This window comes from Pantoea sp. DY-5 (genome assembly GCF_019795955.1).
In the GTDB taxonomy this organism is placed as follows: Bacteria; Pseudomonadota; Gammaproteobacteria; order Enterobacterales; family Enterobacteriaceae; genus Pantoea; species Pantoea leporis.
On the sequence record NZ_JAIMIE010000005.1, the window covers coordinates 464,536 to 479,024 of the forward strand.

The 14,489-nt window shown below is 57.8% G+C and carries 14 protein-coding genes; 3 read left to right on the top strand and 11 right to left on the bottom strand.

The genetic code is table 11. The annotated features are described in order from the left end of the window. Positions 1-14 precede the first annotated feature (14 nt). The 7 genes from K5Y30_RS18250 to K5Y30_RS18280 are packed head-to-tail and all read right to left on the bottom strand — an operon-like array spanning position 15 to position 6,104. Positions 15-815: an ABC transporter permease gene (locus K5Y30_RS18250; RefSeq protein WP_101761439.1), complete on the bottom strand. Its 801-nt coding sequence runs from the start codon at positions 813-815 to the stop codon at positions 15-17. Continuing rightward, a complete protein-coding gene (locus K5Y30_RS18255) occupies positions 812-1,645 on the bottom strand; it encodes an ABC transporter ATP-binding protein (RefSeq protein ID WP_192412919.1) in 834 nt (277 codons plus the stop codon). The genes K5Y30_RS18250 and K5Y30_RS18255 overlap by 4 nt, the downstream gene beginning before the upstream one ends. Further along, positions 1,642-2,613, bottom strand: a complete 972-nt coding sequence (locus tag K5Y30_RS18260) for an ABC transporter substrate-binding protein (protein ID WP_192234952.1) — start codon at positions 2,611-2,613, stop codon at positions 1,642-1,644. Before K5Y30_RS18260 ends, K5Y30_RS18255 begins: the two co-directional genes overlap by 4 nt. Positions 2,614-2,622: 9 nt before the next feature. After that, complete coding sequence (locus K5Y30_RS18265; protein ID WP_222212641.1) at positions 2,623-3,501, bottom strand: creatininase family protein; 879 nt, start codon at positions 3,499-3,501, stop codon at positions 2,623-2,625. A 14-nt stretch (positions 3,502-3,515) separates the two neighbouring features. Next, complete coding sequence (locus K5Y30_RS18270) at positions 3,516-3,971, bottom strand: RidA family protein (protein ID WP_222184273.1); 456 nt, start codon at positions 3,969-3,971, stop codon at positions 3,516-3,518. Then, positions 3,958-5,160, bottom strand: coding sequence for an amidohydrolase family protein (locus K5Y30_RS18275; RefSeq protein WP_222212643.1), 1,203 nt, complete (start codon positions 5,158-5,160; stop codon positions 3,958-3,960). The genes K5Y30_RS18270 and K5Y30_RS18275 overlap by 14 nt, the downstream gene beginning before the upstream one ends. Next, positions 5,157-6,104, bottom strand: a complete 948-nt coding sequence (locus K5Y30_RS18280) for a PDR/VanB family oxidoreductase (protein WP_222212645.1) — start codon at positions 6,102-6,104, stop codon at positions 5,157-5,159. The genes K5Y30_RS18275 and K5Y30_RS18280 overlap by 4 nt, the downstream gene beginning before the upstream one ends. 143 nt (positions 6,105-6,247) lie before the next feature. Here K5Y30_RS18280 and K5Y30_RS18285 point away from each other — a divergent pair, with 143 nt between their 5' ends. After that, positions 6,248-7,168 (top strand): LysR family transcriptional regulator, encoded by a 921-nt coding sequence (locus K5Y30_RS18285; RefSeq protein WP_101761445.1) that lies wholly within the window; start codon positions 6,248-6,250, stop codon positions 7,166-7,168. A gap of 64 nt (positions 7,169-7,232) precedes the next feature. Here K5Y30_RS18285 and K5Y30_RS18290 read toward each other — a convergent pair whose 3' ends face one another. Next, a complete protein-coding gene (locus tag K5Y30_RS18290) occupies positions 7,233-8,573 on the bottom strand; it encodes a glycoside hydrolase family 10 protein (protein WP_222212758.1) in 1,341 nt (446 codons plus the stop codon). Between the two features lie 182 nt (positions 8,574-8,755). On the opposite strand from K5Y30_RS18290, the gene K5Y30_RS18295 reads away from it, so the two are divergent. After that, the gene (locus K5Y30_RS18295) at positions 8,756-9,082 is read left to right on the top strand and encodes a hypothetical protein (RefSeq protein ID WP_222212647.1); all 327 of its coding nucleotides are present in this window, start codon (positions 8,756-8,758) and stop codon (positions 9,080-9,082) included. 32 nt (positions 9,083-9,114) lie between these two features. Here K5Y30_RS18295 and gabP read toward each other — a convergent pair whose 3' ends face one another. Both gabP and gabT read right to left on the bottom strand, forming a co-directional pair. Then, positions 9,115-10,509: a GABA permease gene (gabP, locus tag K5Y30_RS18300; protein ID WP_222212649.1), complete on the bottom strand. Its 1,395-nt coding sequence runs from the start codon at positions 10,507-10,509 to the stop codon at positions 9,115-9,117. A 94-nt stretch (positions 10,510-10,603) separates the two neighbouring features. Continuing rightward, complete coding sequence (gabT, locus tag K5Y30_RS18305) at positions 10,604-11,866, bottom strand: 4-aminobutyrate--2-oxoglutarate transaminase (RefSeq protein WP_222212651.1); 1,263 nt, start codon at positions 11,864-11,866, stop codon at positions 10,604-10,606. Between the two features lie 109 nt (positions 11,867-11,975). On the opposite strand from gabT, the gene K5Y30_RS18310 reads away from it, so the two are divergent. Next, positions 11,976-13,460, top strand: coding sequence for a PLP-dependent aminotransferase family protein (locus K5Y30_RS18310; protein WP_222212653.1), 1,485 nt, complete (start codon positions 11,976-11,978; stop codon positions 13,458-13,460). Between the two features lie 80 nt (positions 13,461-13,540). Here K5Y30_RS18310 and K5Y30_RS18315 read toward each other — a convergent pair whose 3' ends face one another. Beyond that, positions 13,541-14,404 carry an aldo/keto reductase family oxidoreductase gene (locus K5Y30_RS18315; protein WP_222183209.1) on the bottom strand — a complete coding sequence of 288 codons (864 nt, stop codon included), beginning with the start codon at positions 14,402-14,404 and terminating at the stop codon, positions 13,541-13,543. Between the last annotated feature and the right edge of the window lie 85 nt (positions 14,405-14,489).

The following is a 14,489-nucleotide window of genomic DNA, read 5'->3' on the forward strand; positions in this document are numbered from 1 at the left end:
CGGCGCGTGCGTTTTTAACTGGGGCTCAATTCACTCTCATGCCACGCCGCCAGTACGCGGCGCGTCAGCCACGACATCAGCGCGAACAGCAGGAAACCGGCCAGTGAAATCAGCAGCAGCGCGGCAAACATCAGCGGGATATTGAGCTGATAACCAGCCTGCAAAATCTGGTACGCCAATCCGGTATCGGTGCCGCCGGTGCCGGCAACAAACTCTGCCACCACCGCGCCAATCAGCGACAAGCCGCTGGAGATGCGCAGCGCGCCGAAGAAGTACGGTAGCGCCGAAGGAATACGCAGGCGCAGCAGAATCTGCATGCGTGACGCATGATTGAGGCGGAAATAGCTCAGCAATCCCGGTGACACGCTACGCAGCCCTTGCGTGGTATTGGAAATTATTGGAAACACTGCCATCAGGGTGGCGCACACCACCAGCGACAGCGTGGTGTCTTTCACCCAGATGATGATCAGCGGGGCGATGGCGACAATCGGCGTCACCTGCAGGAACACGATGTAGGGAAAGAGGGCGGTTTCAATAAAGCGATTTTGCACCAGCAGAAACGCCACAATCGAGCCAATCACAATCGCCACCGCGAAGGAAATCACGGTGATTTTCAGGGTGTAGAGCAACGACATAAACAGCGTCGGGAAGTTCTGCACCAGACTTTGCGCCACCACTAACGGCGACGGCACCAGAAACACCGGAACTTTGAAGGTGGTGACCAAAAACTGCCACAGCAGTAGCATGGCGACCGCGACGATGGCGGGGAACAGCCACTGCTGAAATTGCCGATGGCTTGCTAACGGTTTCATCATTGACTCTCCTTGCTCGCCGCCAGCAGGCCGCGTTGCAGCTGTTGCGCATAATGCGTGAAATCCTGACTGACGCGAAACTCATCGTCGCGCGGTAACGTGGTTTCAATGCGGATGTCATCTACCACGCGCCCGGGGCGCGCCGCCATCATAATCACCCGCTGCGACAGAAACACCGCTTCCTGAATTGAGTGGGTGACAAACACCACCGTCAGCTTCTGCTCTTGCCACAAATCCAGCAGATCGCTGTCCAGCTTGTTGCGGGTGATTTCGTCCAGCGCGCCAAACGGCTCATCCATCAGCAGCACCTTCGGGCGCGTGACCAGACCGCGCGCTATCGACACGCGCATCTGCATGCCGCCGGAAAGCTCGCGCGGCAATACGTGACCAAACTGGCCGAGGCCGACCAGTTCGAGGATTTCGCGCACGCGGGTGTCCGCTTCGGCACGCGGCACGCCTGCCAAATCGAGCGGTAGACGCACGTTTTTGTGCACGTTGCTCCACGGCATCAGCGTCGCTTCCTGAAACACAAACGACAGCGGCAGATCGCGCTGATTTTCGCGACGATCGCGGCGAAACAGCATTAACTTGCCATCGGTCGGCTCAATTAGCCCGGCGATCATCTTCAGCAAGGTACTTTTGCCGCAGCCGGACGGGCCGAGCAGCGAGACAAATTCGCCCTGACGAATGGTGAGATCGACCGGCAGCAGTGCGCGCGTACCGTTGGGATAAATTTTCTCCGCTGACAGCACCTCAATCGCCGGTGGCGCCGCAGAACGCGGCACCGCTTGCGCATCGGGATGCAGCAGCGTCAAATGGCTGGCGCTATTCATGGCAGAACCTTGACGTCTTGGATGAATTTCAGCGTGTAGCTGCCGTCAAACGGTACTTTGGCCGCATCGATCAGCTTGGTATCGACCAGTAGCTGCCAGGTTTGCTTGAGGCGCGCTTCGGTCATGATGCCGATGCCACCTGTTTGCGCATCGCCGCCGGTTAGCATCTGGTATTTCTTCATCTGCGCGATGCCGAAAGCGATCTGCTCATCGCTCATCTGCGGGTTCTCTTTCTTAATCAGCACGTTGCCGGCGCTTGGATCTTGCAGATAGTTTTTCCAGCCCTGCATCGATGCTTTCACAAATGCCGCCACCGCTGCCGGACGTTTCTCGATGGTCGATTTCATGCACACGATGCTGTTGCCGTACGGCGGATAGCCCCAATCGCTGATCGGGTAAACATTGGCCTGCGCATTGGCTTTCTGCACCGCAAAAGGCTCGGAGGTGATATAGCCTTGCTGCACCAGATTTTTATCGGCTAGGAACGGCTGAATGCTGAAGGTGTAAGGACGCACGCGGGCATTTTTCAGCTTCAGCGCGCTCTGCGCCCACGGCCAATATGAGGTGTAGGCTTCCGCCGCCAGCAGGAAGGTTTTGCCCTGCAAATCAGCCTGATTTTTCACATCCGGATGGGTGAGAAAAGCAATCGCCGAGTGCTGGAACGTGGTGGCAACCGGCATCGCCTGCACGCCTTGCTGCCAGATTTCCAGCGCCTGCATGTTATCGCTGATGATGCAGTCGGCCTGACCGGCCGCCATCAGCTGCATGGTATGCACCTGCGGACCGCCCATTTTGATGGTGACGTCGAGGCCGGCATCGCGATAGAGATTCTGCGCCTGCGCCTGGTAGAAGCCGCCGTGTTCGGCCTGCGCATACCAGTTGGTCATAAAGGTGAATTTCTCTGCCGCCATGCTCGGGGCCGAGAGTGCCAGCGCAAGCGCGGCAACAGTGCTCAATGTCTTTTTCATCATTATTCCCTAGCGAGGTGGTAAAAAGGCGGCTGCGTCGTGGTGATCTAATACTTTGCCTTGCCACTGGCCGGTGCCCCACGCCGGTTCGGCGCGGGTTACCCATGTCATCTGGTGCACTTCGGTAATCACCTGCGCCCAGCTTTCTGCCAGCGAATCGAGGATGGCCGCGCCTTGCTCCGGCGTGGAGGGCAAAGGATCGCCAATCACGCCGCTCGGGCCGAAATCGTAGGAGGCCCACGCCGCCATCGGTTTGTTGGTCGAAAGCGTCGGGCAGGGGAATGCCGGCGGATAATTAGCCACTGCTTTATCCATCTGCACGGTATCGGGAGCCAGCGCCAGCATCAGCGCGGTTTCGGCATGTCCCGCGTGCATCGCCATCTGCCGCTCTTTGTCGTCCATAAAGCTTTCCGCACAGTTCGGCACTTTAAAGGTGTCTTGCATGATGATGATCATGTCGCCGTGGCGCAGACGCAGTTCGCGCGCCGCCATCTGCAACGGCTGCGGCTGGCCGCCGTGGCCGTTAACTATCAGGAACTTGCGGAAACCGGCGCGATAGAGTGATTCGCCAATCTCCAGAATGGTATGCAGCAGGGTTTCGCCGGTCAGCGTTAGCGTGCCGGGAAAATGCAGATGCTCATCCGATTTGCCGTAGGTGATCGGCGGAATGGCGTAAGCCGGAATTTCCGCCGGTAAGCGCGCCAGCGCATGGCCAACCACGCCGGAGGCGATCACGCTATCCACCGCGCACGGCAAATGCGGGCCGTGCTGCTCAATCGCGCCGGTCGGCAACACGATTACGGTGTTGGCTTTATTTTCCAGCGTGGCGATGTCGGTCCAGCTCAGGTACGGCAAAAAGCGGTTTGCCGGAATATAACCATGCAACATTTCAACTCCTCGTGTTATTGCGGCAACCACGCCGTGGCTTCAACTTCAATCAAGACGTCCGGACTCGGTAGCATCTCGCTCACCTGCACCACGGTAGAAACCGGCGGCGCATCAGGGAAAAATTGCTTACGCACCCGGCTGTAGTGGGGAAAATGGTCGAGATTGCGGAAGTACTGCACCAGTTTGAAGACATCACTCATCTGGCCGCCGGCGCTTTCGATGGTGGTGCGGATGCTCTCCAGCACGTACCAGCTCTGCGCCAGAATCGGCCCCTCTTTAATATCGGTGGAGAACTCGCCGGTGCGGCCAAGCAGCTGTTGCGCCGCTGCGGGAATGTCGTCGTAGCCGCGCACAATGGTGGCAGTTTGTGGGTTCACCGGAATAATGCCGGAGAGGAAAATGAAGTCACCCGCGCGTCGCCACGCGGCATATTTCGCCAGCGGTTTTCCCGCTCCCTCATCTAGCGCCATCTGTTGTTTCTCCATAACGCACACCCCTTTTCAGCCGATAGCGCTGACGTTGACGCAACGGCCAGCTCGCCACATCGGCATGCGGAAAAATCACTAAATCATTGGCCAGCAGCGCGCGGCGTTGGCAGATCAGCGCGGAAGCCTGATCAAACGCCGCGACCAGTTGCAGGCTCAGCAAACCGCTAAACAGCGTATCGAGCGGGTCGTAACTGCCAAACGGACAGAACGCGTCCTGCACGTTGTCAGCGCCGAGCAGCAGCGGAATGCCCAGCGCCTGCGCCTCTTTCACCAACGTTAAACCACGCAGACGCGGCGTGCGGCCGGGCACCGCGTCCTGCAACAGCAGGTTGGTGAGCGGCAGCGCAATCAACGTCACATTGTGTTGCGCCAGTAAGGCAAGAATCTGTTGCGCATCGTCCTGCTGCGCCAGCGCGCAGCTGTGGCTGCAGGTGATTGCGCCGCTAAATGGATGCTGCTGCAAATAGTGCGCCAGCCAGCGCAATCCCTGCGCCTCGACGTTAAGTTCTTCATCAATATGCAGATCGATATCCAGCTGCCACAATTCGGCGGCTTCCATCAGATGCTGAAACGCCTGCGCATCCCAGTTGCTGCTGTGAATAAAGCCGCCCAACAGCGCGCCGGGACCGCTGGTCGCGACCTGCGCGGCAATATGCTGCGCATCGCTGGCGTCGGCAAAGAAGGTGAGTGGCGCGAGGGCCACGCGCTCAATGCTGCACAGCGGATGGTACAGATCGCCAATCACTTGCCACGCTAATGGTGCATCAACGGAGAACCAGTCGATGTGGGTGCGCAGCAAACCGACACCAGCTTCTACCGCCCAGCGCAGCGCCTGCGTAGCGCGCTGCTGCAGATCTGCTGTGTTCCAGTGCGCGCGGTCCTGATGCATGGCAGCGATCGCGGCCAGCAAACCGGGCTGTTGCGCCGGGCTGCGTTGAATAGTGAAGGTTTTATCCAGATGCGCGTGCGGTTCGATAAACGCGGGCAGCACCAGCGCGCCGTGAAGCGGCAGATAATCAGCGGGTGCTGCTGCATGGTCGGGTTCGAATTGCAGGCCCGCAGCGTGGAAATGTAAGGTCGCCAGCTGCGGTTGATTGTTGGCTTCAGGCCAGTTTTCTGGCAGCAGCCAGCGGGGTAAACGTGCGCCGGTCGCACCGGGATAGCCGCTCATAGATCCAGTACCAATAAAGGTGAACGCGCACGTGAACAGCACAGCACGATGCAATCGTTGGCCGCACGCTCTTGCTGGCTCAGCACATCATCACGGTGATCCGGCTCGCCCGCCAACACGCCGGTGATGCAGGCGCCGCACATGCCTTGTTCGCAGGAGAGTTCGATTTCAATCCCTGCTTCTTCAAGCACTTCAGCGATGGTTTGTTGCTCGCCCACGGCAAAGCGTGCGCCGGAGGAGGCGAGCTGCACTTCGAAGGCAGCGCCAGCCATCAGCGGAGATGTGGATTGGAAGCGCTCGCTGTGTAACTGTGCTTCGTCCCAGCCATGTTGCAACGCCAGCTGCTGCAGATGATGCATAAAACCCGCCGGGCCGCAGAACACCAGCGCAGCGTTGTCTGGCTGGGTGAGATCCTCGGGAACGTGCTGGCGCAGGCTGTCGCCTTCGCTGCTGTAGTGGATGACCACGCGCGTGCCGAGATTGCTCAGACGTTGGCTGAAAGCCAGCTCGTCGGCGCGTTTCAGGTAAAGGTGCAGGGTGAAATCCGCCTGACGCGCCGCCAGTGCTTCGGCCATCACCAATAGCGGCGTCAAGCCGATGCCGGCGGCAAACAGCAGCGTGCGCGACGCGTGCGGCAGCGGAAAGTGGTTACGTGGCGCGGATATCTCTAGCTTATCGCCGGTGGTTAACTGCTGATGCAGCCAGCGCGATCCGCCGGTTGAACACTCATCCAGACGTACGCAGATTTCATAATGATCGGCTGGCGCAGAGCAGAGCGAATACTGGCGTTTACCGCAGTTGGGAATAATGACATCGATGTGCGCGCCGGGCGTGAAAGCAGGCAGCGGCTGCCCGCTGCGATTCGCCAGCGTCAGTAACACATTGCCTGCACCGTTGAACTGCTTTGCGATGACGGTGACGGCGAGAGGAGTGGATTTCATCATCTATCTGCCTGAGCAGGGATGTCGTCGGCTGGGAGGCCGCGCAAGCCCTTGTTTTAATCATGGCAGCGATTATTATTTTGCCCATGTGTAAGCGTCCATCTGTTTAATTCGCATGATGCGTTGCAAAAAAGAGAGCACCCCTTATGTTTGCCTTCTCCCGATTTCTGCTCTATTTCACTGAAGTGGCCCGCCAGGGTTCGCTGCGCAAGGCTTCTGAGGTGCTGCACGTCTCGGCATCATCAATCGACCGGCAGATCCTGCGCGTTGAAGAACAGCTGGATATGCCGCTATTTGAGCGCCATCCATCAGGATTACGTATGACCGCAGCGGGTGAGATCCTGCTGAATGCGGCGAAAAACTGGCAGCGGGATTTTGGCCGCGTCTGCACGCAGCTGGATGATTTGCGCGGATTACGTCACGGCCATGTGCATATCGCCACCATTGATGCGATTAATCGCGGCTTCTTTTCATCGATTTTGCAGCGCATTCGCAGCGACTATCCTGGCATCTCCTTCACGCTGACCACCATGAGCAACATCCATATCGCCAATGCGTTGACTTCGGGCGATGCGGATTTCGGCATCATGCTTAATCCGCAGAGTTCGCGCGAACTGCTGGTGAAGTCATTCGCCGATTTACGTCTGGGTATTGTGGTGAGCAGCCAACATCCGCTGGCAAATCTGGAGTCGATCCGCTTTAGTCACTGCGAATCCTGGCCATTTATCGTGCCCGCCGCACCGCTCATGCTGGCCGATCCGCTGGAAGCGCTGATCAACAGTTCGGGCATTAAGATCAACGAAGTGGCGCGCACCAATAATATTCATATGCTGCGTTCGCTGGTGCGCGATGATGTGGGGATTAGCCTGATGTGCTGGCTGGATATCGTTGATGAGTATCGACGCGGCGAACTGAAGTTTATCCCGCTGATCGATACGGTGCTGAAGCCTTTTACCTTGTCGCTTTGTGTTGCGCCGCAGCGCCAGCTTTCGATTGCCGCTTCGATGATGCTGCGCGAGTTGGAGTCGTTTTTTGCACTGATGCAGAGTGAGGAGTTGCTGGCTTAGGCTGGTGCGGTTTAAAACCAGGTGCGCATAAATGCACACCCTACGGCGTATGTAGGGTCGCCATTTATGGCGACCGGCCCCAACGCCCGCGCAAATAATTCACCGCATCCTGAGTTTGTGGCTGATTCAGGTAATTCTCGCGGAACAAAATGGTGCCGTTAATTTGCGGTAGCGACTCGTTAAGATCCAACTGCTTTTTCAGCTCCGGCACGCCGCCATTCACCGTCCAGTCAGGCTCGCTTTTCGACACTTCGCCGATTTTATATAGCGCCACACCGATATAGAGCCGCGTATGCGTTGGCTTCACCACGTCCGCCCACCAATTGGCTAATACGTCGTAACGGGCGGCCTGACGCGCAAACGGCCAGTAAAGCTGCGGCGCGATGTAATCCAGCAGTCCCATTTGCACCCAGCGACGCGTATCGGCATAGGCTTCGTCGTAGGCGGCCGCACCGCGCGTGTCGGAGCCCGCCGCATCATGCGACAGATTGCGCCACACGCCTGCCGGGCTGACGCCAAATTCTACGTTCGGGTTCAGTTGCTTGATGGTGCGCGACACCTGCTCAATTAACAGCAGCGTGTTGTTGCGCCGCCAGTCAGCTTTCGATGCAAAACCTTGACCATATTGGCGGAATGTGGCGTTGTCGTTGAGAGTTGAACCAGGCGTTTCAGTATAGAAATAGTCATCGAACTGCACGCCGTCGATCGGATAGTGCGACACCACTTCCGCAACGATGCTGGTTATCCAGTCGCGCGCGGCGGGGATGCCGGGATCGAGCACGAAGCGGTCGCTGGCGGTGCGGATCCAGTCGCGATGCAGCACAAATACGCTGGCCGGTTGCAGCGCAAGCGTATTATTCAGCGCGTTAACCGTGGAAGGTTTGACGTTGGTCGAGACGCGATATGGGTTGAACCACGCGTGCACCTTCATGCCGCGTTTGTGCGCCTCATCTAGCATAAATTTCAGCGGATCGTAGCCGGGATCTTCACCAATCCTGCCCGTGAGCATATCTGACCACGGCAAGATACTGGAGCGCCACAGCGCGGTGCCATCCGGCTTTACCTGGAAAAATACCGTATTGATGCCGAGGCTTTTCAGTTTATCCAGCTTGTCGGTCAACGCCTGTTGCTGCTGGTGGATGCGGTTGGCCGGGCTGGCATTCACTGAATTGATCGGCGGCCAGTCGAGGCGTGAAACGGTGGTTAGCCATACGCCGCGCACCGGTTCTTTGTTCAGCGCAGGTTTGGTGGGCGTAGGCGGTTTGCTGACCGTCGGCAACGGCGTGACCAGCGATTTCGGTGGCGGCGAGGAGCAACTGGCCAATGAAAGGGCGACAGCAATGGCGACTAGCGCAGCGGATTTTTTGTTGGTGTTAACCCAGGGAAAACGATGTGAACAGGCTATGGTAAACTCCCTTTTTTGCAACTTTCTGTTCGAAGAGCCTCATTCTCTTATCATGCGGACTAAAGTCAATATAATCGCGCGGTCGCTCAGCATTTGTAGGTCGCCATAAATGGCGACCCTACGAAGACATCGCGTTCACGTATGGCGACCGCCACCCAACACCATTGAGGAACCCAAAACCTATGCAATACGAAGACCTTTATCGCCGTATCGGCCAGATCATCTTTAGCTGTGGCCCGCAAGGTGCGCGGGAATTGATCGTTCAGGCTGAACTGTTTGCGGACGATGATGGCGGGCAGTTTCAGTTCGATTACATCGATGAAAACGGCGAACCGGATTGGTTTGAACCCGATGCGCGCGCGATTGGCGATCTCTCGGAGGCGCTGAAAGAGTTTCAGCAGTACTTCGTGGATAACAACATGACCAACGGTCTGCCGGTGTGGCGTAAATGCGCGATAAACCTCAACGTGCAGGAAGAAGCCATCAGCATCGACGTGCAGTACGACTAAGTTCCGCGGCATCCTTGCCCGGAAGTAATGCGTTACGAACGTAACGCCACCATCTCCTCGTTTTTCCGCGCCACGCGTTTGCGCTGCACAATACGGCTGGCGGCGACGACACCCAGCGTCAACAGGCCGGTGGCGATAATCTCTGGACGGTGTTGTTGGTTGAAAAGCATGGCAACCAACACGCCAACGATGAACACCATCGTCGCCCACGTCAGGCCAGGGAACAGCCACATGCGATAGCTGAGGATTTCGCCGCGCGCTTCACGTTTTTTGCGCAGCACCAGATGAGACGCGGCGATCACCAGATACACCAGCAACGCAATGGCACCGGAACTGGCGAGCAGGAACTCAAACACCGCGCTCGGTGCCAGATAGTTGGCGATCACCGCGAGGAAGGCCGCCGCCGTGGAGAGCAACACCGCTACCCACGGCGTGCCGCTGCGGGTGGTGCGCGACGCGACGGCAGGCGCATCTTCACGACGTGAAAGCGAATAGATCATGCGCGATGCGGTATACAGCGCAGAATTGAGACAGCTACACACCGCAATCAACACCACCACATCAACAATCTGCTTAGCGTACGGCACGTTCATCATCTGCATCGCTGTCTGATGAGAACCGGCTTTCATCAGCGACGGCGTATTCCACGGCACCAGCGCCACCACGATGAAGATCGACAGCAGATAGAACAGCGCGATGCGCCAGATCACCGAGTTAGTGGCCTGGGTGATTTGCTTCTTCGGCTCGCGTGATTCGGCGGCGGCAATGGTGACAATCTCGGTGCCCATAAACGAGAACATGGTGGTCAAGATCGCCGCCAGTACCGCACCGATGCCATTCGGCATAAAGCCCTGCGTGTCATACAGATGTGAGATCCCCTGCGTGCTGCTGCCCGGCATCAAACCAAACACCGCTAAGCTACCCGCGCAGAGAAATGCGACAATCGCCACCACTTTCAGCAGGGCGAACCAGAATTCAAACTCGCCATAGTTCTTCACACTGAAGAGGTTGCTGATGGTCAGGAATGTGGTGATCGCCAGCGTGTATTCCCACACCGGAACCTGCGGAAACCACGAATGCAGAATGGTGCCAGCGGCATTGGCTTCCAGCGGGATCACTAACACCCAGAACCACCAGTAAAGCCAACCGATGGTGAAGCCGGCCCAGCGGCCCAAAGATTTGTCGGCGTAGGTGGAGAATGAGCCGGAATCCGGTGACGCCACCGCCATTTCTGCCAGCATGCGCATAATCAGCACCACCAACGCGCCCGCGGCGATGTAGGCCAGCAGTACCGCCGGACCGGCTTCGGCGATCGCATGGCCAGAGCCAACAAATAATCCGGCACCAATCACGCCACCAATTGATAACATCCGTACATGACGCGGCTTCAGGCCTTGCGCCAGTACATCGGCATTCTGTGAACTCATCAATATTTCTCCAAAGCGTCTCTCGGGCCGCGCGACGCGCAGCCGGGTTACAACAGGTGAGAAGCCCAGCCCGCCGCGCGAGCTGGGTAGATTGTTACGAATCGGCGTGTTGACTCAGCACGCTGCTGAGGATCTCCAGCGCCTGGCGGAACTGCGCATCAGGAATGGTGAGCGGATAGAGGAAGCGGATGACATTGCCCTGCGGGCCACAAGTAAGCAGCAGCAGCCCATGCGCCATCGCGTGTTGCTGGATGGTTTGCGCGGTTTGCGCGCTGGCGAACTCCATCGCAATCATCGAGCCAAGGCCGCGAATGTCGGTGATGGAGGAACACTCGCTGCGCGCGCTGTGCAGGAAGTCGGTTAACTGCGCGCCGAGTTGTTGAGAGCGTTCGCACAGCTTCTCGTCGGCGATCACGTCCAGCACCGCATGCGCCGCGGCAATCGCCAGCGGATTGCCAGCGTAGGTGCCGCCCAAGCCGCCCGGACCCGGCGCATCCATAATCTCGGCGCGGCCGCTCACCGCCGATAACGGCATGCCGCCCGCGAGACTTTTCGCCATGGTGATGAGATCCGGTTTCACCGCATAGTGATCCATCGCAAACAGTTTGCCGGTGCGGGCAAAGCCGGTTTGTACTTCATCGGCAATCAGCAAAATGCCGTGCTCATCTGCCAGCGCCCGCAAACGGTTGAAGAATTCAGGCGGCGCGACGTGGAAGCCACCTTCTCCCTGAATTGGCTCAAGTACGATGGCGGCAACATCCTGTGGCGCGATGTCCTGAGTGAAGATGTCCTGCAAGCTGGAGAGCGCATCATCAACGCTGATGCCGGTCACGCTGTTGGGATAGCGCGCGTGCCACACCGATGCGGGCATCGGGCCGAAGTCGCGTTTGTAGGGGGCCACTTTGCCGGTCATCGCCATGGTCATAAAAGTACGACCGTGGAACGAGTTGCCGAAGGTGATGATGCCGTGACGACGCGTTGCCGCACGCGCCACTTTCACCGCGTTTTCGACCGCTTCTGCGCCGGTGGAGAAGAAGGCGGTTTTGGCTTTACCGGCAATCGGCACCACGCGATTGAGGCGTTCCGCCAGCGCCACGTAGCTCTCATACGGCGTCACCTGGAATGCGGTATGGGTAAATTTCTCTAACTGATCGGCAATCGCCTGTACGATGCGCGGATGGCGATGACCGGTGTTCAGCACCGCGATGCCACCAGCGAAATCGATCCAGCTGTTGCCTTCACCATCGCGCAGCGTGGCGTTCTCCGCGTGCTCTACGTACCACTGACAAAGATTGCCGGTGCCGCGTGGCAGGGCATCATCTTTACGTTGCTGCAACTGGCTGTTTTTACCTTCCATAACCTTTCCTTAGCGATAAGCGTCTTTACAAATCACGACAAACACGCTTATTTATGCCTGCGCTGAGCTATCTTGCCAGAGCCACTTTCAGTGAAAAGAGGGGAGCCAATTGCGAAGTTTGTACGCCGATCATGTATTAGAGCGCATGCAGTTTATGCCGGAAGGAACGTTGCAGCAGCGTTTGCTGAGCTGCATGCAAGCCGCTATCGCAGAAGGCATTTTTCCTCGTGCCACGCGCTTGCCCGCCACGCGCGATTTGGCGCGCGAGCTATCGATATCGCGCAACACGGTGTTGAACGTGTATGAGAATTTGATGGCGCAAGGCTACGTCACAGCGCGAACCGGCAGCGGTACATGGATTGCAGAAAATTTGCCGGAGGGATCGCTGAACACGCCGCGCAATGTGGCGACTAACGAACCCTTAACTGCGAAACCGGCGGCGATTTCCAAACGCGGCGCGTCGCTGCTCGGCCATGCCAATGCGTCGCCTTATCAGTGGGGCGCTTTTGTGCCTGGCGCGCCGGATGTTACAAAGTTCCCGCATAAACTCTTCAGCCAAATTCAGGCGCGTTTGAACCGTGAACCGGATATCGAACGGCTGATTTACAGCAGCAACGGCGGCTGTGCACAGCTGCGAGCCGCGCTGGCAGAGTACCTGAGCGTGGCGCGTTCAGTACGCGCTGATGCCGACCAAATCATCATCACCGAAGGGATTCATCAGGCGGTGGATTTGGTTTCGCGCGTGCTGTGCGATCCCGGCGATCAGGTGTGGATCGAAGAACCTGGTTATTGGGGGACGCGCAATCTGCTACGCATCAACGGACTGAAAATCAATGCGATTGCGGTGGACGAGCAGGGATTGATCCCCGATTTACCACCGCGCAGTCGCGCACCAAAGATGATTTTCGTGACACCGTCACACCAATATCCGCTGGGCGTGCATCTCAGCCTGGAACGGCGTAAGCAGCTGCTCGATCTGGCGCGCAAACACAAAACCTGGCTGGTGGAAGATGATTACGACAGCGAGTTTCGTTTCTCCGGCCAGCCGTTCCCGTCGTTGCAAGGCTTTGAGCCGGATGCGCCGGTGATTTATATGGGCACTTTTAGCAAGACGCTCTATCCGGCGCTGCGTCTCGGTTATCTGGTGGTGCCAAAAGCGCTGGCGCAGCCGCTGCGTGTGGCGGCGGCGGAACTCTATCGCGGCGGGCATTTGCTGGTGCAGCGCGCGCTGGCAGAGTTCATCCAAAAAGGGCATTACATGTCGCACATTCGCCGCATGCGCAAGCTCTACAGCCAGCGGCGGCGCTTTATGGTGAGCCTGATTGAGCGTTATCTGGGCGCCGATTTTCTGCCGGTAGTGAATCATGAGGCGGGATTGCACCTGGTAATGAATCTGCCAACCGGCTGCGACGATGTGGCGGTCGCCGCGCTGGCGCTACGGCGCGGCGTTAAGGTGCGGCCGTTGTCGCAATATTATATGCATCCGCAGGAGCGGCGCGGCCTGCTGTTGGGTTTTGCCTGCGTCGATGAGCGGCAGTGTCAGGATGCGTTTGGTACGCTGAAAGGATGTTTGGCGGAGATGGGGATTATTTGAGGCGGAGGTCGCCATAAATGGCGACCCTACAACGGCCGCATCGTCTTCGTAGGGTCATCATTTATGGCGACCTGGTCAACCTATGGCTGAGCAATGCTATCTAAACGCTGCAGAATTTCTGGCGTAAGTGTCACTTCGCTACTCGCCAGGTTCTGCTTCAGGTGCTCCGGCGATGACGTGCCCGGAATCAGCAGAATATTAGGCGAACGCTGCAGCAGCCACGCCAGCGCCACCTGCAGCGGCGTAGCATTGAGCTCATTCGCTACCTCGCTCAGCTGATCCGATTGCAGTGGTGAAAATCCGCCGAGTGGGAAAAACGGCACATAAGGAATGCCTTGCGCTGCCAGCTGATCAAGCAGCGCCTCATCCTGACGATTGGCCAGATTATAGAGATTTTGCACGCAGGCGATCGGCGTCATCGCTTGGGCATCGGCCACCTGTTTAGCAGTCACGTTGCTCAGACCAATGTGTCGAACCAGCCCGCGCTCTTTTAGCTTGATCATCGCTTCAACCTGCGGCTCCAGCGAACCTTCTTTCGGTCCGTGCACGTCCAGCATCGAACGCAGATTCACCACTTCCATCACATCAAGCCCTAGATTGCGCAGGTTATCTTCCACCGCTTGCGTTAGCGCTTCTGGCGTGAATGCCGGTAACCAGCCGCCTTTATCGTTGCGGCGCGCGCCCACTTTGGTGACGATAACCAGATCGTCGGCGTAAGGATGTAACGCTTTTTTAATCAGCTGATTGGTAATGTGCGGACCGTAGAAGTCGCTGGTATCAATGTGATTTACGCCTGCTGCGACCGCATCGCGCAGCACCTGCAAAGCACGCGCTTCATCTTTCGGCGGACCAAACACGCCGGGACCGGCTAACTGCATGGCACCGTAACCGAGTCGTGCAACCTGGCGGTCGCCAAGGGTGTAAGTCAATGCTGGATGAGACATGGAAAGCTCCTTCGTCAGTGTGTGGTTAGATTGTAATCGCCAAAACGCTGTGCAACTATCCGTACAAATTGGGACACAGTGTACG